This window comes from Pseudomonas sp. TREG-RG-20F-10-E-6-01 (assembly GCF_022662455.1).
Lineage (GTDB): Bacteria > Pseudomonadota > Gammaproteobacteria > Pseudomonadales > Pseudomonadaceae > Aquipseudomonas.
Map to the genome: position 1 here is coordinate 25222 of NZ_JAKNQP010000006.1, position 20252 is coordinate 45473.

General features: G+C 61.7%; 16 protein-coding genes and 1 pseudogene. 9 read left to right on the plus strand and 8 right to left on the minus strand.

Features of this window, described 5'->3' with window-relative positions; all coding sequences use genetic code 11:
* The first annotated feature begins 565 nt into the window (after positions 1–565).
* The 7 genes from L8K08_RS18255 (at position 566) to L8K08_RS18285 (ending at position 9307) form a co-directional block, all read left to right on the plus strand.
* Positions 566–2959, plus strand: coding sequence for a TonB-dependent receptor (locus tag L8K08_RS18255; protein ID WP_242199203.1), 2394 nt, complete (start codon positions 566–568; stop codon positions 2957–2959).
* A 25-nt stretch (positions 2960–2984) separates the two neighbouring features.
* Positions 2985–3956 (plus strand): amino acid ABC transporter permease, encoded by a 972-nt coding sequence (locus L8K08_RS18260; protein WP_106578952.1) that lies wholly within the window; start codon positions 2985–2987, stop codon positions 3954–3956.
* Positions 3949–4722 carry an amino acid ABC transporter ATP-binding protein gene (locus L8K08_RS18265; RefSeq protein ID WP_242199205.1) on the plus strand — a complete coding sequence of 258 codons (774 nt, stop codon included), beginning with the start codon at positions 3949–3951 and terminating at the stop codon, positions 4720–4722. The genes L8K08_RS18260 and L8K08_RS18265 overlap by 8 nt, the downstream gene beginning before the upstream one ends.
* Before the next feature lie 17 nt (positions 4723–4739).
* The gene (locus tag L8K08_RS18270) at positions 4740–5663 is read left to right on the plus strand and encodes an ABC transporter substrate-binding protein (protein ID WP_242199206.1); all 924 of its coding nucleotides are present in this window, start codon (positions 4740–4742) and stop codon (positions 5661–5663) included.
* 11 nt (positions 5664–5674) lie between these two features.
* A complete protein-coding gene (locus L8K08_RS18275; protein WP_242199209.1) occupies positions 5675–7258 on the plus strand; it encodes an FAD-dependent oxidoreductase in 1584 nt (527 codons plus the stop codon).
* A gap of 11 nt (positions 7259–7269) precedes the next feature.
* Positions 7270–7704: a RidA family protein gene (locus L8K08_RS18280; protein WP_177018528.1), complete on the plus strand. Its 435-nt coding sequence runs from the start codon at positions 7270–7272 to the stop codon at positions 7702–7704.
* Positions 7705–7948: 244 nt separating this feature from the next.
* Positions 7949–9307 carry an LLM class flavin-dependent oxidoreductase gene (locus L8K08_RS18285; protein ID WP_242199211.1) on the plus strand — a complete coding sequence of 453 codons (1359 nt, stop codon included), beginning with the start codon at positions 7949–7951 and terminating at the stop codon, positions 9305–9307.
* 4 nt (positions 9308–9311) lie between these two features.
* On the opposite strand, the gene L8K08_RS18290 is transcribed toward L8K08_RS18285, so the two are convergent.
* Both L8K08_RS18290 and L8K08_RS18295 read right to left on the minus strand, forming a co-directional pair.
* Positions 9312–9878 (minus strand): hypothetical protein, encoded by a 567-nt coding sequence (locus tag L8K08_RS18290; protein ID WP_242199213.1) that lies wholly within the window; start codon positions 9876–9878, stop codon positions 9312–9314.
* Complete coding sequence (locus tag L8K08_RS18295; protein WP_242199217.1) at positions 9875–10789, minus strand: NAD synthetase; 915 nt, start codon at positions 10787–10789, stop codon at positions 9875–9877. The genes L8K08_RS18290 and L8K08_RS18295 overlap by 4 nt, the downstream gene beginning before the upstream one ends.
* Before the next feature lie 187 nt (positions 10790–10976).
* Between L8K08_RS18295 and L8K08_RS18300 the strand changes: the two genes are divergently transcribed.
* The gene (locus L8K08_RS18300) at positions 10977–11465 is read left to right on the plus strand and encodes a type VI secretion system tube protein Hcp (RefSeq protein ID WP_177018538.1); all 489 of its coding nucleotides are present in this window, start codon (positions 10977–10979) and stop codon (positions 11463–11465) included.
* A gap of 115 nt (positions 11466–11580) precedes the next feature.
* Entirely contained in the window at positions 11581–11859 is a 279-nt protein-coding gene (locus L8K08_RS18305; protein WP_242199219.1) for a hypothetical protein, read from the plus strand.
* A 4-nt stretch (positions 11860–11863) separates the two neighbouring features.
* Here L8K08_RS18305 and L8K08_RS18310 read toward each other — a convergent pair.
* The 6 genes and pseudogenes from L8K08_RS18310 to L8K08_RS18335 form a co-directional block, all read right to left on the minus strand.
* Positions 11864–11980, minus strand: a pseudogene (locus tag L8K08_RS18310) (acid phosphatase); the annotation flags it as partial.
* Positions 11981–12191: 211 nt separating this feature from the next.
* Entirely contained in the window at positions 12192–14702 is a 2511-nt protein-coding gene (locus L8K08_RS18315) for a fimbria/pilus outer membrane usher protein (RefSeq protein ID WP_242199221.1), read from the minus strand.
* Positions 14703–14787: 85 nt separating this feature from the next.
* Positions 14788–15519 carry a molecular chaperone gene (locus L8K08_RS18320; RefSeq protein WP_242199223.1) on the minus strand — a complete coding sequence of 244 codons (732 nt, stop codon included), beginning with the start codon at positions 15517–15519 and terminating at the stop codon, positions 14788–14790.
* Positions 15520–15597: 78 nt separating this feature from the next.
* The gene (locus L8K08_RS18325; RefSeq protein WP_145165911.1) at positions 15598–16200 is read right to left on the minus strand and encodes a fimbrial protein; all 603 of its coding nucleotides are present in this window, start codon (positions 16198–16200) and stop codon (positions 15598–15600) included.
* Between the two features lie 194 nt (positions 16201–16394).
* Positions 16395–17042, minus strand: coding sequence for a response regulator (locus tag L8K08_RS18330; RefSeq protein ID WP_053257033.1), 648 nt, complete (start codon positions 17040–17042; stop codon positions 16395–16397).
* Positions 17043–17065: 23 nt separating this feature from the next.
* Positions 17066–20239: a hybrid sensor histidine kinase/response regulator gene (locus tag L8K08_RS18335; protein WP_242199225.1), complete on the minus strand. Its 3174-nt coding sequence runs from the start codon at positions 20237–20239 to the stop codon at positions 17066–17068.
* Positions 20240–20252: the final 13 nt, after the last annotated feature.

Sequence of the window (20252 nt, forward strand, 5' to 3'; positions counted from 1 at the left end):
CTGATTCACAGAGATCCAAATGTGGGAGCGGGCTTGCCCGCGATGGCATCAACCGGGTATGCCTGATACACCGAGTTGTCTGCATCGCAGGCAAGCCAGCTCCCACATTTGATTGATTGCAGTCTCCAGGATCAGGTCGGCTGTCAGCCCGCCGAGCTGTAGATTTTGATCCTGGGTGCTCAGTTAAACCACGCTGGCGACCCGCGCTTGATCTCAAGAAGACATTACCAATAGGAATAAAATTATTCATAAATAATGAAATTGCAGAATATTAGCTTATACCCAAATAGCATTATATTTTTAAAATCCATTCCGTTATGTTTGATCGCAACAGCCTACCCCTGACCTCGGATGGTACCCAGCGTGATTCAGATTCTGCGCGCCATAACCGGGTAAAGACCCTGCGGCAGAATCGTTGGAACGGAGTTCAACGTATGTTGCCCATTCAAACCCCTCGCTCGCCCCACACCTAGTTTCCAATCGCCGAAACACCCTCGAAAAATCCGAGCACCGCGCCCGACCGCGCGAGCGCCCGACTTCGCGATCTGGAAAGTCTGGAGTGGCCATGAAGCACGTTTTACACCCCACCACCGCCCTGGCGCTGGCCCTGCTGGCGAGTGCAGCTCAGGCCCAGGACGACAGCACCCTGTCCACCGTGGTGGTCACCGGCAACCGTGGCGCCGAGCAGCGCACCGTCACCAGTAGCCCGGTGCCAATCGATGTCGTCAGCGCCAAGCAACTGCAAAGCACCGGCAAGCCCGGTTTGATGGAAGCCTTGAGCGCGGTGATCCCGTCGCTGACCCTGCCGGAAAAAACCGGTTGGGACGCCAGCGGTATTGCCCGCGCCCCGAACCTGCGCGGCCTGAGTGCCGCCGAAGTGCTGGTGCTGGTCAACGGCAAGCGCCGTCACACCAGCGCCACCCTGAACATCAACGGCATCAACACCGGCGCGGCGCCGGCTGACTTGGACCTGATCCCGATCAGCGTCATCGACCACGTTGAAGTGCTGCGCGACGGCGCTGCCGCCCAATACGGCTCGGACGCCATTGCCGGGGTGATCAACGTGATCCTCAAAGCCGACACCAGCGGCACCGCTGTGACCAACATCGGCCAGGGCTACGACGGCAAGAAACAGACCGTGCAGCAAAGCCTCAACAAGGGTTTCGAAATCGGCAACGGCGGCATCGTGCAGTTGGCCCTGGACGCACGCAGCCAGAATGACGACAACAAGGCCAGCGCCAACGGTTACACCTACGAGCAAGCCTATGGCCTGGCGGGCAAGTCCACTTATGGCGGCTACGGCACGCCCAAGACCAACCTGCTGACCCTGGGCTACAACGCCGAGCTGCCGATTGATGACAGTTTGAGCCTGTATTCCTTCACCACCTACTCGCGGCGCAAGGCCGAGCAAGGCCAGAACTTCCGCCTGCCGACCATCACCAACACCATCACCACCGGGCCCAATGGTTACCCGGCCGGCTACACGCCGACCTGGTACATCGACGAGGACGATCTCCAGGCCGCGTTCGGCGGCAAGGGCACGGTCGGCGAGTGGAACTGGGACCTGTCCACCACCTACGGGCGCAACGAAGCGGAGCAGGGCACCACCCACAACCAGAACCCGTCGCTGGGCGAGTACACGCCCAACAGCTTCACCTCCGGCACCTGGATTTCCACCGAGCTGACCACCAACCTCGACTTCAAGCGCGGCTTCGACATTGGCCTGCAAAAGCCGCTAGACCTGTCTTACGGCTTCGAGCATCGGCGCGACACCTATGAGGTGCAGGCCGGTGACTACGCCTCGTATGCCAATGGCGGTTACTGCGTGGCGCCGGGCAATTGCGCGTCGTCCGGGGCGCAGGTCACCAACGGCATTTCACCGGCGGAAGAGAGCAGCGCCTCGCGCAACAGCCTCGCCAGTTATGTCGATGTGGGCTTCAACCCGCTGCCGGACTGGTACGTGGGCACCGCGTTGCGCTATGAGCATTACAACGAAGGCGTCGGCGCGACCCGCAGCGGCAAGCTGACCACGCGCTACGATTTCACCCCGCAGTTCGCCGTGCGTGCCACGGTCAGCAATGGCTTTCGCGCGCCGTCCCTGGCCAACAGCCTGTTCAGCGCGCGCTCCACGACCTATGGCGTGGTCGACGGCGTGTATCAATCGATCAACTACGGCGTGTTGCCCGTGGGGTCGGCGGCGGCCAAGGCCTTGGGCGCCGAGGGCTTGAAACCCGAGCGTTCGACCAACTTCAGCCTCGGTTTCACCCTCACGCCCACCGACCGCTTGAATTTCACCGCCGACGCCTACGTGATAAACCTGCGTGACCGCATCACCCTGACCGGCACCCTGCTCGGCCCGGACGTCACCCAGGTGTTGCAGAACAACGGCATCAACTCCACCTCCGGCGGCCAGTACTTCATCAACGGCGCCGACACCCGCACCAAAGGCGTGGACCTGGTCAGCAACTACAACCAGGACATCGGCCCGTACGGCTCGCTGAAGTGGACGGCCGCGTTCAACTGGAACCAGACCAAGATCCTCAACTACAAGGCGTCCACCGACATCCTCGGCACCTCCTATGACCTGATGGACCGCCAGGCCCGCGGCCTGATCACCGATGTGCAGCCCAAGACCAAGCTGATCCTGGGCGGTGACTGGAGCATCGATCGCTTCAGCCTCAACCTGGCCTTGACCCGTTACGGTTCTTACAAAGAGGTCAACGTTTCCGCCGACCGCAGCCTCGACCGGGTCTACAGCGCCAAGTGGATCACCGACCTCGACCTTGGCTACAACCTCACCAAAGACCTGAACGTCGCCGTCGGCGCCAAGAACCTGTTCGACCAATACCCCAAAAAACAAGGCGTGCCGAGCAGCACCATGCTCGCCAGCTACGGCACGTATTCGCCCTACGGTTTTACCGGCGGGTACTACTACACCCGGCTGACTTACGCCTTCTAAGGCCGCAACTCGCGAGGAATAGACCATGCCCATTGTCGCCAAAACCTATGACCTGATCGATGAGGTCACCGACTACCCGGTTCGCCAGGCGCGTGTCGCAACGCCGATCAAAGCCTTGCACGTGGTGCCGGCCCGACACCCGTGGCGCTGGGCCGGGTCGATTTTCGCCGCGCTGGTGCTGCTGGCCATCGTGCATTCGCTGGCCACCAACCCGCGTTGGGAGTGGGGCGTGTTCGGCCAGTGGTTCTTTTCGCCGTCGGTGCTGCGTGGCCTGGGCCAGACGCTGTTGCTGACATTGCTCAGCACCGTGTTCAGCATCATCCTCGGCACTGCCTTGGCCCTGGCGCGGCTGTCGGGCTCGCCGCTGCTGGCGGCGTTGGCCTGGGGCTACATCTGGTTTTTCCGCTCGATGCCGGCGCTGCTGGTGCTGATCATCCTCTACAACTTTGCCTACCTGTATGACCACATCGTGCTCGGCGTGCCGTTCACCGGCGTGGTGTTCGCTGAATGGTCGACGGTGGATGTGCTCAGTCAATTCACCGTGGCGGTGTTGGGCCTGAGCCTGATGCAAGCGGCCTACGCGGCAGAGATCATTCGCGGCGGCCTGATCGGCGTGGACGCCGGCCAGCATGAAGCGGCGGCGGCCTTGGGCTTGCCGGCCTCGCGCCGTATCTTCCGCATCATTCTGCCCCAGGCCTTGCGCTCGATTCTGCCCTCGGGTTTCAACGAAATCATCGGCCTGGTCAAGGGCACGTCCATCGTCTACGTGCTGGCTTTGCCGGAGCTGTTCTACACCGTGCAGGTAATCTACAACCGCACCCAGGCAGTGATCCCGCTGCTGATCGTGGCCACCGTGTGGTACCTGATCATCACCACCGTGCTGACCAGCGCCCAGTATTACGTCGAGCGCCACTTTGCGCGTGGCACCGCGCGCGTGCTGCCGCCGACGCCGCTGCAACGCATCCGCCGTTGGCTCAAGGAGAAAACCCATGAGTGACGCACGCGCCGGGCGCATCCAGATCCAGGGCGTGGGCAAGCGCTTTGGCAACCAGCAGGTGCTCAACGACATCGACCTGACCATTGACCCGGGCAAGGTCACGGTGATTCTCGGGCCATCCGGCTCGGGCAAATCCACCTTGCTGCGCACCATCAACCACCTGGAGAAGATCGACAGCGGGCACATCACCATCGACGGTGAATACGTCGGCTATCGGCGCAAGGGTGACCTGCTCTACGAATTGAAAGAGCGCGAGATTCTTAAACGGCGCATCGACGTGGGTTTCGTGTTCCAGAACTTCAACCTGTTCCCGCACCTCACCGCCTGGGAAAACATCGCCGAAGCGCCGCTGGCCCACAAGCGCTGGCGTAAAGCCGAAGCCCACTTCAAGGCCGCCGAGTTGCTGGCCAAGGTTGGCCTGGCGGACAAGGTCGATGCCTACCCGCGCCAGCTCTCCGGCGGCCAGCAACAGCGCGTGGCCATCGCCCGTGCCTTGGCGCTGGACCCCAAGGTGCTGCTGTTTGACGAACCCACTTCAGCCCTCGACCCGGAACTGGTGGGCGAGGTGCTCGATGTGATCAAGGGCCTGACCCAACTGGGCGTGACTCTGGTGATCGTCACCCACGAGATCGGTTTCGCCCGCGAGGTGGCCGACCACGTGGTATTTCTGTGCGACGGCCAATTGATCGAAGAGGGCCCGCCCGAACAGATTTTCCGCCAACCCCGACATCCCCGCACCGTGGCCTTTCTCGGCAAGGTGCTTTAGTTCAAGGAGTGACTGCCATGTTCATCCATACCGCTCGCGTAGCCTTGCTGGCGCTAGCCGTCAGCACCGCGCAAACCGCTTTCGCCGTGCAACAGGTCGACCTCAGCCCTGACCGCGTGCGCATTCATGTGCCGCGCAACGAAGCGGCCATCGCGCAGATTCCGCCGGGCTTCAAGTTTGCCCAGCCGGGCAAGTTCACCGTGGCCGTGTCCGGCGTGGCCGGGCCACCGCTGGCGCTGCTGGCCAATGACGACAAGACCACCATCGGCAGCGAGGCCGACACCGCGCAGCTGGTCGCCGACAGTCTTGGCCTGCAACTCAACGTGGTGCAGACCAGTTGGGAAGATTGGCCGCTGGGTGTCAGCTCGGGCAAATACGACGCGGTGATCAGCAACGTCACCGTGACCGAGGCGCGCAAGAAGCGTTTTGACTTCGCCACGTATCGCCAGGATGTGCTGGGGTTTTACGTCAAGAGCACCAGCAAGATCACCGAGATCAAACAAGCCGCGGACATTGCCGGGCTGAAGATCATCGTCGGCTCCGGCACCAACCAGGAAAAAGTTCTGCTGGCGTGGAACGAGGCGAATGAAAAGGCTGGCATCAAACCTGCGCTGTTGCAGTACTTCGACGACCAGGCCGCCGCGCAGCTGGCGGTGCAATCGGGGCGCAGCGATGCGCTGTTCGGGCCCAACTCGGTGTACGCCTATTCGGCGGCCATCACCGGCGGCATCAAGCTGGTCGGCACGGTGAATGGTGGCTGGCCGTTGAAGGCGGATATCGCCGTGACCACCCGCAAGGACAACGGCCTGGTCCAGCCGATTCACACGGCACTTGAAGGCGCGATTGCCGGTGGCCAATACGAACAGGTGCTGCAGCGTTGGGGCCTGGACATCGAGCGCGTCGACACGTCGCTGATCAACCCACCGGGCCTGCCGGACTAGGAGCATCGATCATGGGACTGACACGACGTGAAGCGCTGTCGAGCATCGCCGCAGTCGGCGGCGAGCCGGCCGTCAAGGATGCACTCGCGGCATTGGGCCTGGGGCCGTCGTCGCACCGGCGCCCACAGCCGCTGAAACTCAAGCCCGGCCTGGGGCAGGGCACCCGCGTGCTGGTGCTGGGCGCCGGCATTGCCGGGCTGGTCACTGCGTTGGAACTGACCCGCGCCGGGTTCAGTGTGCAAGTGCTGGAGGCGCGCGATCGCGTCGGCGGGCGCACCTGGACCCTGCGCCATGGCGACCGCGTGGACTACAAGGACGGCCGCACGCAAACCGTGGCATTCGATCAGGGCCTGTATTTCAACGCCGGCCCGGCCAGGATTCCCAGCCAGCACCGTACGATTCTCGACTATTGCAGCGAGCTGGGCGTACGGCTCGAAGTGCTGGTCAACAGCAGCCATGGCGCCCAGGTGCGCCCGGACCTGCAACAGCCGGCATTCACCGTTGGCCAGGCGATCAACGATACGCGCGGGCACTTGTCCGGCTTGCTGGCCAAGGCCGTGCAGCGCGATGCGCTTGATGATGTGTTGAGCAGCGAAGAGCGCACGCGCTTGCTGGCGTTTTTGCAGGTGTACGGCGACCTGTCGCAAGAACTGGCCTATGCAGGCAGCCTGCGCGCCGGTCACCTGGAATCGCCTGCGCACCCCGGCGCATTGCCCGCCACGCGAAGCCCGCTGGCACTGGATCGGCTGCTGCATCCCGAGCTGTGGGGCGCGTTATTGCACACGGAATTCCCTGAGTTTTCGGCGACCATGTTCCAACCGGTGGGAGGCATGGACCGCATCACCGATGCCTTTTACCAGCGCGTCAGCGAACACGTGCAATTGGGCGCGCAGGTCAGGCAGATCCGCCAGCTGGAACACGGCGTGGCAGTGACTTATCACGACCAGCACAGTGGCCGCGAACAGGTGGTGCGCGCCGACTATCTGGTCTCGACGTTGCCGCTGCCGCTGCTGGCCAAACTCGATACTGATTTCAGCGACCCGATCAAGGCCGCGTTGCTCAGCACCCGCAGCGATCAGGCCACCAAAGTGGCGTGGCAATCGCCGCGCTTCTGGGAAACCGACTACCGCACCTACGGCGGCCTGTCCTGGATCGAACACCCGGCGCGCCTGCTCTGGTACCCGAGCAACGACCTCAACACCCGCGAAGGCTTGCTGGTGGCCGGATACGTGACCGGGGAGGGCGCCGACGTGTTTGGCGCGCAGCCGTTCGATAAGCAGCACGCCACCTCCAGGGAGGCCGTGGAGCTGTTGCATCCGGGTTACGCCAAACACCTGCGCAACCCGCTGGCCGTGTCCTGGGAACAGATTCCCTACAGCGAAGGCCCGTGGCTGCAACGCGAACACTTCCCCGCCCACGCCAGTGCCTTGCTTGAACAGGCCCATGGCCGCGTGTATTTCGCCGGAGACGGTCTGGTGCAAAGCGGCGTGGGCATCTGGCAGGAATCGGCGGCCAACTCGGCGCGCCATGTGGTTGCGCAACTGGCTGACCGCGTGACGCAACAAACACAGCGTGCGGCATTGGCCGCGTCTTAAGGAGCATCCTCATGAGCGACAGCATTCAACGTACCAGCGTCGGTGATTTTCCAATCTCGCAAACCGTGACTGTGCCGGCGTCTGCCAGCCTGATTTTCGTCAGCGGCACCTTACCGGATCTTGCCGACGCGCAGGCACCGGCAGGCACGCCAGCCGCGTACGGCAGCACCGAAGTGCAGACGGTGTCGGTGTTCAACAAGCTGCGCAAGATCCTTCAACAACAAGACCTGGACCTGGGCGATATCGTGCAGTTGCGGGTGTTTCTGGTCGGCGCTGAAGAAACCGGTGGCAAGCTGGACTTTGCCGGGTTGCAGCGTGGTTATACGCAGTTCTTCGGCACGCCAGAGCAGCCGAACAAACCGGCGCGTACGGCGTTGCAAGTGGTGGCGTTGCCCTTGCCGGGGGCGTTGGTGGAAGTCGAAGCTATCGCGGCCCGTACGGCGTAATTTTTTGCAGTGAGCAGGTTAATTGTGGCAAGCGGGGCTGTTGTGGCAAGCGGGCTTACTGTGGCGAGCGGGCTTGCCCCGCGTTGGAGTGCGAAGCGCTCCCAATCCAACCGCCGCGGTATAACGGGTAAACCGCGTCGTCAGGTTTTGGGGCTGCTGCGCAGCCCAACGCGGGGCAAGCCCGCTCGCCACAACAAGCGCGCTGGCCACAGTGATTCATGTTTATCCACGGAGGAGCATCAAAATGTCCACATTCCCCCGGAAACTCAAGTTCGGCGCCATTCTCACTGGCGTCGGCACGGCGCAAAACGAATGGCTGCACCCGCAAATCCCCGGCGATGCCAGTGTCGACATCGACTGGTATCGCGCCCAGGCGCAGCAGGCCGAAGCGGCGAAGTTCGACCTGGTGTTCATCGTCGACAGCCCCTACATCACCCAGGATTCGGCGCCGCACTTTCTCAACCGCCTGGAGCCGCTGACCCTGCTCTCGGCAGTGGCCGGTGCGACCTCGAAAATCGGCTTGGTCGCCACACTGACCACGTCCTACACCGAACCTTTCAACGTGGCGCGGCAGTTCGCCTCCCTGGACTTGATCAGCGGCGGCCGCGCCGGCTGGAACGTGGTGACCACCGGCCTGGAAGGCGCCGCCGGCAACTTTGGCCGTGAGCAGCATATCGACCACACCGAGCGCTATCGCCGCGCGGCCGAGCACTTGGAAGTGGTGCAAGGGCTGTGGGATTCCTACGAGGACGACGCCTTCGTGCGCGACAAAGTCAGCAAGGTGTTTCTCGACCCCCAACGTCAGCATCGCCTGGACCACCACGGTGAGTTTTTCTCAGTCACCGGGCCGCTGAATATTGCCCGTTCGGCCCAAGGCCAACCGGTGATCTTCCAGGCCGGGATCTCCGAGTCCGGGCGCAGCCTGGCGGCGAACTACGCCGAAGGGATTTTCGCCGGCGTGGGCAATTTTGAAGACGCCCAGGCTTACTACCGCGACATCAAACAACGTACTGCCGCCGCCGGGCGCAACCCCGACCACGTGACCATCCTGCCCGGTATCTCGCCGATTATTGCCGACACCGACGAACAGGCCCAGGCCATCGACCGTGAACGCAACGGCGAGCTGGACTTGCACAAGGCGCTGGTGCAACTGGGTCGGCCGTTCAACTACCACGACTTCACGCAGTACGCGCTGGATGAGCCGTTCCCTGACCTGGGTGACCTGGGCAGCAATGGCTATCGCGGGCATGCCGAGAACATAAAGCAAGTCGCCCGCGATCAAGGGCTGACCTTGCGCCAGGCGGCGCTGCGCTTCGCCAAGCCGTTCTCCAGTTTTGTCGGCTCACCCAAGACCGTGGCGGACGAGATCGAACGCTGGTTTGTCGAAGATGCGGTGGACGGTTTCAATATCCACGTGGGCGCGCCGGACGACTTCGCGCGCTTCACCGATCAAGTGCTGCCGTTGTTGCGTGATCGCGGGTTGTTTCGCAGTGAGTACAGCCACAGCACCTTGCGCGGGCACTTGGGCTTACCGGTGCCGGTAAATCGGCACACCGCGGCGCGCGCTGAGCCTGCGCCTGAGGTGTTGCAGGCAGTCGGATAAGGGATTACCACCATTTCCAGCGACCCTGTTTTTTCAGGGTCGCGATGACGGCTTCGCGTTTATGGCGGATTTCTACCATCTTGTGACGGAGTTCGCGGTAGCGGTGGCTGTTGAGGATCAATAGGCCGGTCAGCGGGCTAAGCAGGGATATGGCGTAGAGAAAAGGCGGCGGACGGTACGCTATCGTGGGCAGCGATATCAGTAAGCAGATTACGTAAATGCCGACACTGACCCATACCAAGCGGATTCGACCATAGGTGACTTGAGCCTTGGAAAAAAAGAGGACAAGGCCTGTCGCAACACTGCCGAAAAAGAAGATTTTGATTGCAAGGTCTTCCGGAAGTCCTGAGAGAAGGGTCACCAACAATAGGACGGCAGTCATCGCAATCGTGAAACAGCCGGCAAGTAGATCGGCTCCAATCACTAGCGCATAGCGTCTCCTGAACTTTCGTGGGTTTTCAAAGTAGAAGTATGCGTAAGCGCGTTCGTCGGAAGGCAAAGATTTCCAATCTTTACATTTTTCATCCATTGCGGATTCGCCTAGGTCTTTTAATGTTTCGCGCTTGCTCATTGGCTGGCTTCCTCGTAGATACCAATCGCCAGCGTCCTGATGTTTCCTGGTAGTGAGCTGCTAGCGAAACCCAAGGTTGCAGCGAAGGCATCTCTAATATGGTTGACGGTAGAAAGTTGCATTTGTGTGGCGCTGATTCGTTTTGGTAATACCCCATTGGCTTGTTTTACCTTGAGCAGTTTGGACGTCAATCGGGGGTCACGAAGCTTGAGCAGCTCATCATTCAGTTTCGCTCGCTCTTGGCGGTTCAGGCCTTTGAGTACTTGTTTGAGCGGCTTGCCGGTGACTCTCGTTGCTGTGTTTACTGTTTTGATCGTGGTCAAGGCGGAAGTGGCAACACCCAGTAATGCAATGGCATTCAGCGTTGCGTCGACGGCCTGATACCAGGCTTCGCTATCCAACCGATCAAGGCGTTGCGGAGCAAACGCCTCGGCGCCGGTTCGACCTAGCCCGACGATGCATTGTGTAACGCTGGCAGCTAGGGCGGCCTGGCCGATAAATGTAATCACCGCACTCGTGCCCGCCGTAAAGGGCAACAACATCACTCCACTCGTCACAACTATCCAACTCAGTATTGCCCCCGCACACGTCACCGCCGTGCCAAGCGCCTCCGCCACTAACTTCGACTCCCGCGGCTCATGCTCCAGCATCCGCTTGAACTCCGCAGGCCCGACATAGCGAGGCGCCTCGCGCAGCACCAGCTTCTTCGGCACCACGCTGCATACCGCCTGAAACTCACGCAGTGTCACCACGTTGAACGCCTCATCGATGTACACCACGCCCGCGCCAATCAGCCCCGGGTCGGTATCAATGGCAAAAAACAGCCGACGCACATCAATACTGCTTTCAATCCGCTGACGCGTGGTGCGGTGAGCCGAGGGGAAACCATCTTTCAACAGGGACGCAGTCATCCTTAACGCCTTGTTTTTGCGGGAGTCGAGAGCGTAAAGACCCGCAGGCACCTATGAATGTCGGAAGGTTCGCCAATTCAAGTGGGGTGCGTCTCTATCCCGCTTTGGCGTCTTGCGTGCAACGTGGGGGCTAAGGAAAAGTGCGCCCCCACGTCACTACCAACGCACACCAAGGCAGGGAGCAAACATGGCCGTCGATATGTTTTTGAAGCTGGGCGACATCAAGGGTGAGTCAAGGGATCAAGCCCATCGCGACGAGATCGATATTACCCACTGGGCGTGGGGAATGTCGCAGTCGGGTTCGATGCACAGCGGCACGGGTGGCGGTGCGGGCAAGGTCAATATTGCCAACTTGAACCTGACAAAGCCGCTGGATAAATCCAGCCCTAACCTGATGATGGCCTGCGCCAGCGGCAAGCATTATCCGGAAGCGAAACTGGTGGTGCGCAAGGCGGGAGGCGCGAGCCCGGTGGAGTATCTGGTGATCACCCTGAAGGAGGTCATGGTGGTGTCCTACAGCACCAGTGCTGAAAACGGCGCCGATGTGCTGCACGACAGTTTCGCCTTGAATTTCGCCACCGTCGACGTCAGTTACCAACCGCAGAAAGCCGATGGCGGCAAGGACGGTGGGCCGGTGAAGTTTGGCTGGAACATCCGCCAGAACGTGAAAGCCTGAGCCCCCATCACGTGCCCGGATACTGCGTCTTCATCAAAATAGACAGCACACGCGGCCGCCAGAATTTGCGGCGGATTCATTTGCCCCCGCAATCTAGGAGATTAAGAGAAGTTTTATGAAGCGTTCAGACAGTCGGTCGTTCTGGTACATCACTGCGCTATTGACCGTCATTGTAGGGCTTTCCGGCTACCAGATTATTGATGGGTTGATTCGAGGTGTAGTGGTGTCCTTCAGTCGCGTCGGGCCTTCCATCACTTACACGCTGGCGGGGCAGCCGAAACACTATTGGTTCACCCTTAGTTGGTTGGCAGCTATTGAAACGTTTTTAATTGCGCTGACCCTGTTTACGGCGTGGGTTGCCCGAGAAATGGGCAAAAACGAACGGTTCAAATGATACCGATGGAGGTCTGGGTCCAGAGCACGGCGTCGAGTTGGTCGTTGGCCGGTGGGGTTTGCTGGCAGCCCGCCAGGGCGGTGGTCAGCAGGCAAACGCCGGCGAAAATCAGGTTACGCATGGGCAAGTCTCGAAGAGGAGGGCGCATCGGCAGCACCTTAGCCTAAACGCTGACCTTAAGCTGTACCTCAACCGAAATGTGGGAGCGGGCTTGCTCGCGAAGGCGGAGTGTCAGTTGATGTATCTGGTGACTGACACATTGCGTTCGCGAGCAAGCCCGCTCCCACATTTGGATCTTCGAGAATCAGACAGCAAGGATGTGGATTGCCCCTTCAAGGCCTACACACCAACGCCTGGCGCTCATAGTTCAGCGCCTTGTTCTGCGGCGCCAACGCATAGCTTGCGCTGCACTGCTGATCGCCCCACTTGATGATCAACGTGCCCTGATCCTCTTCCACCAACGCCAGCGCATTGCCATTCGGGTCTGCAATCGCCAGTTGCTTGCCGGTCGAATCTTCCAGCGAAGCCCCGAACGACAGAGGCTTGTGCTGCGCATCAAACAACTCGAACAACACCCGGCGCCCGGTGGTACCGCTGTAGTGCGCCACCACGATCGCGCCACGGCGTGGCACCACTTGTTGGGTGGCGTTGGTGATTTCCACATTGCCGCCCAGGTCGCGGGTGTCCAGGCTCACCCAGTTCACCCGGTAAGGCTGGGCATTGGGGATCACTGCATAGCCGTTGTAGCCGGTCTCTACGCCGCTGTAGCTGCTGATCTTCGCGCCGGCAATGCCCGGCACTTCGGCCAGTGCGAAGGTCTCACTGACCGTCTGCCCCAGGTTGATACCGCCTGCGTGCGCGACCACGGAGCCGGCGAGGTTGAGGTTCTGCGAGTTGTAACCCTGGCCCTGGCTGTAGCCCAGGCTCACATCGGCCACGGACGTCCGGCTGTTGATGTTCACCGAGCCGGAATCGCCGCTGGTGTCGCTGTGGCCAGCCTGCACCGAATAAAACGTGTCGCTGGTATCGGCGACGTAGCCATTGATGCCCGCCTGCGTGGTGGTGTCGCCGTGCTGCCGGCTGGTGGTGACAAACGCACGCGGCGCGCGGGCCTGGCTGCCAAGCGGGAACGAAATCGACAGGTTCAACTGCGTGTCGCTGCTCGGCTGGCCCCAGGTGACGATCTGCTTGGTGCGCGTTACGCCGAGGTTGTAGCTCAGCTCGCCCCAGTTGCTGGTGTAGCCGGCCGAAAAGCTCTGCGAGCCGCCGCGGTTCCAGTAGCGCTGGTCACTGGCATTCACGTACACGCTGCCAAATTCGTTGTTGCGCCCGATGCTCTGGTTGATGGTCAGGTCGGTGCGGGTTTTAGAGTGGCCGGTGCGCACACGCACGTCCTGGCTGTTGTCTTCGACATGGTCGCTGAGGGTGCGGTAGCCCTCGGTGGAGTAGCGGTAGGCGGCCAGGGTGAAGTTGGTGTCGGTGCCAGTGAAAGTTTTTGCATACAGCGCCCGCACGCTGCTGCCCTGGGTAGTTTTGCCCTGCGCCTTGCTGGAGGAGTGCGTCGTGTCCAGCGAGAAGGCGCCGAACGAGGTGTTCTGGCCGGCGCCAATGGACAGTGCGTTGTAGTCCTCGCTGGCCTGCAACCCGACAATCGCGCTGAGGTTGCTGGTCAGGCCGTACGCCAGGGTACCGCTGAGAAAACGCGGGCTCGCCAGGCCGTCGGCGTTGCTCTTGAAGGTACCCGCCGAGAGGCTGTACTTGACCTGGCCTTCACGCACCATGATCGGCAAGCTGGAAAACGCCTGCATCGTCACGCGGCGCGTGCCGTCGGCTTCGATCACGGTGATTTGCAGATCGCCGTTGGAGCCGCTGGGGTAGATGTCGTTGATCTCGAATGGCCCCGGCGCGACGTTGGCGGTGTAGAGGATGTAGTCGTTCTGGCGAATTTCCACCGTCGCATTGGTCTGCGCCACGCCACGGATCACCGGCGCATAACCGCGCTCGCTGTCGGCACGCATGCCGTCATCGGAGGCCAGCTTGAGGCCGCGATAACGCACGCTGTCGAACAGGTCGGTGTCGGAGAAAATCTCACCGGCGCTGAACTGGCCCTTGATCGCCGTCACGTCGTGCTGCAGGTAAGTACGGTTGCTGGTGTAAGTGTTCGAGCGCCCGGTGCCGCCGCTCAAGTTCGATTCATTGCGCAGGCGCCACGCGCCCAGGTTGATACCGTTGCGCAGGCCGAGGTTATTGGAGAGGCGCGTTTTGTAGTCGCCGGCGGTGCGGCTGCTGTTGAGCTGGTAGTTGATAAACGCTGCGGGCACGCCGTCATCCCATAGTTGCGGGTCGACGTAACCGCGCATGCCGCGCTGCATGGCCACCTGCGGAATGCTCGCCATCAGGCGCAGGCGGCTGCTGTCGTAACGCACGCTGGCCTCCTCGATCATCTCGGCGAGGGCATAGCATTCCTGCGGCTGCTGCGGGTCGATTTTGCCTTCGGCCTGGAGGCGGTGCATGTCGATGCCCAGCTGCTTGAGCAGATCGAGGGTCAGGCAGGCTTCGACCCGGTCGTTTTTCGGGTTGCGCTTGAAGTCGATGTCGCGCCGGCCCACCAGCACTTCGTTGCTGTACAGGTCGACGCGGTAATTGCCCGGCAGCACGCTGTTGGCCGAGAGCAATTGCTGCAGGTCGACCGTTGACTGCGAGCCTTGCAGGAACGTGGTGTTGAAGGTTTGCGCAGTGTCCTCGGCCATCGCCCAGGCCGGCAGGCCGGCGGCAATCGCGAACGACAGCGTCTTCAACTTCAGTGCGCCACGCGCGGGCCTGTTACTGGAAAGAAAAGACATGCGAAGACCTGTGACATCCCTGATTGGCGAACAGGCGGGCACGCGAACACGCACGCAACGTGAGCCTGTGGGTTAGAGAAAGTGCTTAGGGGTTGAGGCGTGCTTCGGTGGCGTGTGCAGCGATGCCCGAAAGTGGCGCGGTGTAATGGTTCTGTGCGCCGTAGTCATTGATGCTGGAAAACGACAGTTGCACCGGGCCGGGCGCTGGCGCCGTCTTGAGCGCGAACTGTCTTTGCTCGCCGGGCGCGATCATGGTCGAGTCGCTCGCCAGTTGTGCCTGCACCTTAACGTCGGCCATGGACACGTGGTACAGCGTCGGGTTTTTCACCTGCAACAGCGTTTGCGCGCCGTGCTTGACCAATGCCCACTCCAGCTGTGCAGGCGCCTGCAACGCACTGCCGGTCAGGCCGGCAGGGCGGAAAAAAATCTTGATGCGTTGGCGAATGGCCAACTGCAAGGTGTTCTCGGTCTCGCTGGCCTTGGGAATTTCCTGCACGTTCAACCACACCACCGACTCGCGGTCCGTGGGCATGCCCGTGCCTTCATACAAGATGCGCAGCAGTTGCTGTTCCTTGGCGAACACCCGGGCCAGTGGCGGGGTGACGGCAAACGGAGCACGGCTGCCGCTGGAGTCATTCATGTCGACCCAGGACTGAATCAACACATCCTGGTTACCGTTGCGCACGGTGATATTGGCTTCTTTGTGGTCGCCATCGAACACGATGCGGGTGGCATTCAATGAAATGCTGGCGGCGGCCTGGGTAGCCATAAGCATGCCCAGCAGCCCCAGGCATGCGGCAAGAGAACGAGGCAGCATGAGGGTTATCCGGTGTAATCAAAAAAGAGAATGGCGAGGCCGTGTGGCCTCGCGCGTTCGGTGCACGGGGCGCCGGGGTTACTCGTATTGCAGGATGAACGGCAGGGTGGCATCACCGCGACCGGCGGTGGATGCACCGGCAGCGCCGGTGGTGACGTAGGCAGCCGCGAAGCTCAGGGTGGCGTCGCCGCCGGCAGTGCCGGTGCCGTGCATGGTGCTTTCGATGCGCGCAGTGGCCTGCGAGCTGAGGTCGATCAAGCTGCCATTGCTGTCGAGCAGGGCGATACCGACGTTTTTAGCCGAAGCGGAACCGGCATTCAGCGCCAGTACGTTCTTGCCGGTCACCAGGCCCGAACCGCCGTTGTTGGCGTCAAAGATCATCGCGACTTTGGTGCCCTGGTTGCAGTTGACGTTCAGGTTGAAGTCTTTGGCAGTCACACGGCCGGCGGTTGGGTTTTCCGCGGTGCCCATGTCTTTGATCGAAACGTTGCCCATGTCCACCGAAATACTGCGATCGGAGTTGGCGCCGTCTACCGAGCAGGCGTCGTTGTTGATCACGCCGGTGAAGGTAATTTTACCGCTGCCGCCCAGGGTAGGCGTCGGTGCCGGATCATCGGCAAATGCACTGCCGGAGGCGGCGATAATGGCCGAGGCGATAACAGCCAGGGAAAACTTCTTCATGATGATGTCCGTAAGTGTTAGTTGGAAAATGCGGTTGTTGAACTGCGAGGAAAGAATAAGAGGGCAGGCGCTGCGAGCGAATAAGACGATTCTTATAAGCCGCGCAATAGACGGGTTAGTTGCACCGCAAGGCAGTTTTGGAGCCCGCAAACAGGGGGCCAAGCCATTGCCCGGGAATGGCTTGCACGGTGTGCTTAGTTGAAGATATTGCGCGCCAGGCAATAGGCGAGAAGGTCCTGGTCGCTGCTCACTTCAAGTTTGCGCATGGCCGATATTTTTTGTGCGCTGATGGTCTTTGAACTGCGGTTCTGGCTGCGCGCAATATCACTCACGCTCATGCCGGAAATAAACAAACGCAAGATCTCGAACTCTTTGGGCGACAAGCTGGTAAAGCGCTCGTCGATGGCCGTGAGGGTCTCGATCACCGAGGTCTTGGGCGGCTCCAGGCTGCGGTAGGCGCTCTGTTGTGCAATGGCCTTGAGCGCCAGTTGAATCTCGGTGTGCAACTGGCTTTTTTGGATGATGCCGACCACGCCCAACTCTTGCAGACGCGTGAGGATCAGGTGGTTGGAAATCATGGTCAGGATCAAAATCTGCACCTGCGGAAAATGCCGTTTCAGGTACTCCACCAGCTTCAGCCCATCGCCGTAGGGCGAGTCGCCGGGCATGTTGTAATCGGTGATCACGATGTCGGCGCCCTGGCGCTGCAACAGCTCGATCAGGCCCGCCGAACACACCGCTTCGCCCACGACTTGAAAGCGCGTGTCGCGCTCCACCAGTTCGCGTACCCCGAGCAGCACGATCGGGTGATCGTCCGCGATAACCACGTTGAATTTTTTCATAAAGGGCCGTCCGTAGTGCCAGTTCAAGTGAGGGAAGTGTGCCCGGGCTGGAGAGTGTCCAGGACGGCCGACAGTCGTTGCATCACCGCCTTCACCTTGAGCTCAAGCGTGGTGTCGAGGCTGCCGCGGTTCAGTGCGTTTTCCAGCTCGATGCAGGCCTGGGCCAGAGGGAGCGCCTGCACGGCGCCCAGTGCGCCGGCGGCCGAATGCAGCAGTTGGGCGAGCGCGCGCGCATCACGCTGCTCCAGTGCCGCGCCGAGTCGCTGCAAATCTTGCTGCACGCTGCTGATGAACAGCGGGCGCATCTTGTCCGACAGTTGCACGTGGTCGTCGAATGGCGCGGGCGGCGGTTCGACCGGCGCCTTGACCTGGCACAGCTTGACCAACTGCGCGCGCAGGGTTTGCAGGCTCAGGGGTTTGACGATCCAGGCGTTCATGCCGACCGCCAGGCAACGCACGCCTTCCTCGCGCATGGCGTTGGCGGTCACGCCGATGATCGGCAATTGCGGGTCATGCGCCCTGAGCGTGCGGGCCAGCTCATAACCATTCATCAAGGGCATGTTCACGTCGGTCAACACCAGGTCGAAGGCGTGCGGTTGCCACAACTGCAGCGCCTGCTCGCCGTTGGCGGCCAGGGTCACCGAGCAGCCGAGCGCCTCCAGTTGTTCCTTGATGATCGCCTGATTGATCGGGTTGTCCTCGGCCACCAGGATGCGCAACCCAAGCTGCCCGGCGCTTTGTGGCAGGGCCGCCGGCGGTTGCTCATGCTTGCCATGCTGGGCCAGCGATACGGTGGTGGCGATAGCCCGTACGTCGTGCACGTCCACGACCCAGCCCTGTGCCGTGTGCAGCGGCGGGCTGTGCGCGCCGGGCAGGCACAGCACGCGTTGCCCGGCCCAGTAGCGGGCGGGCTCGCTGGGCAGCAGATCGACCAGCACCGCCTGGCGGCTGTCCTGTTCCGGCGTGGGCGCCGCCAGGGCCGCGGCAATGCCCAGGCGATTGAGCCAGTCACACAGCGACTGCGCCAGCTCGCGCACCGGCGCCTGCACATACACAGGCGTCGCGCTGGGTTCGATCAGCGGCGGGTTGGTCAGCGCACCGCTGCTCAGCGGCAAGCGTATTTTCAGGGTGAAGCTGCTACCCAGGCCGGGCTCGCTGACCACTTTGATCTCGCCGTCCATCATTTGCGCCAGCCAGCGGCAAATCGGCAGCCCCAGCCCGGCGCCGCCTTCGCCGGCGGTGTCGGGAGCCTGGTAAAACACATCGAACAGCTTGGCCTGCTGCGCCTCGGGGATGCCCACGCCAGAGTCGGTGACCTGCCATTCCAGATTGACGTACTCGGCGTCGCACGCCGTGACCCGGGCGCGGATCACCACGCGCCCGATGTCGGTGAACTTGAGCGCGTTGCTCACCAGGTTGTTGAGAATCTGGCGAATGCGCATCGGGTCGCCCAGTACGCTGTCGGGCAGCTGCGGGTCGATGCAACTGTAAAGCTGCAAACCCTTGCGCTGGGCGAAGGCGGCGTAGGTGTGCAGGGTGTCTTCGAGCATGTCCAGCGGGCAGAACTCCACGGCCTCAATCGCCATTTGCCCGGACTCGATTTTCGACACGTCGAGCACGTCGCTGATCAGTTGGAACAGCGTCGCGGACGAACGCTGTATGGTCTGCAGGTAGGTTTTCTGGTGCGGGTCCAGGTCGGTCAGGCCGAGCAGTTCCAGAGTGCCGAGCACGCCATACAACGGCGTGCGAATTTCATGGCTCATGGTCGCCAGGAACAGCGTCTTGGCCTCGTTGGCGGCATCGGCGGCGTGGCGGGCGTCCTCTAACGACTGGGCATCTTCGATATGCCGGGTGATGTCGTTGAATGCATACAGGCGCACGTCTTCGGCCTGGTAACGGGTGGAGACGAAGCCGATCTGCAGGTGGCGGCCTTCGATCTCCAGGTGCGTCTCGCCGCTGTCGGCGCTGTCATGCACACCGGTCAATGCGGAGACCAGCCGCGCGGTGCCTGGCCATTGCTGGGCCCGCTGGTTCTCGATCAACACCTTGCCGTCACTGCGCCGCACCACGCACAGGCCAGTGGGCGCGGTGTCGATGATCACGCGGCTGAACGCCACGCTTTCGGCGATGCGTTCGTGCGCCAGGCGCGCGGGGTTGATCACCTGGCGCCGGTACCAGCGGCTACCGCCCCAGCACAGCGTAATCAGGATGCCCAGCAACAGGGCCAGGCTGCTCAGCGGCCACAAGGCCGAATGGAAAAAGTGCGAGTAGTTCAGCCCATAGATTGCGCTCCAGGGCTGGTCGCCGCGTTGGGTAATCTTGAATTCGAAGCCGTCGGCCCTGAAGTGCACGCCATCGCTGAGCGGCACACCGACGTCTGGCCCGACCAGCCGGCTGCCGTCGGGGGCAATCAGGGTGAAGCGGTCAAAGGCCGAGTGGTCCAGGGCGCGCTGCACATCGTCAACCTGAGCCACGTCGAGCAAAGTGCCGACCACCGCCTGGCCCTGGCCGTCGAGGGGCAGGCCGATATAGGCCAGCAGGTGCGCAGGTGCGGGACCGGCCTGCCAGTACACGCGGTTCTGTTCCAGCGGCTGCGGCGTCTGCTCGAGGGTCTGTTGCACCGCGTTGACCAGCGCCACCAGGTTGCCGGTTTCCTCGCTACTTTCTCGACGCTGGTAGCCCACCGACGGAACGGTGATGGCGTAAGGCGTCTGGCGATTGAGCAGAAAGGTTTGTGGCGCTTCATAGGGCGATGACGACCAGAAGGCGCTGTAATAGCTGGTGAGGTGCGCGCCCAGGGCAAAAATCTGCGACCGGGCGGCAGCGCTGATCTGCTGCTCGTCAAACTTGACGCTGAACGGTACCGAAAACGAATATTTCTGGCCTTCGTACAGCGTGCGGTGGTTGTCGACCATGCGGCTTTTGAGGCTGACCTGAACGTTGGTGGCGCGCAACAGTTCGGCCTGGATGCCCGGGTGCGTCAGACTTTTGAGGTACGACTCCTGCTCCGCCAGGTTCTCCATCAGGCGCGCAAAATGAAAACGCGTGGCGCCGTAACGGGTTTCGACCCCGCGTTGCAGTGACCAGTAGTTGGTCAGCACCAACAGCAACGCGATCCCGAGCAGCACCATCAGGCCTTTGTTCAGGCGCGACGAGCTGCGGGTGAAGGCTTCGAGGACCGCGTTGTTGTGCTTCATCAGGGGTTTCCGC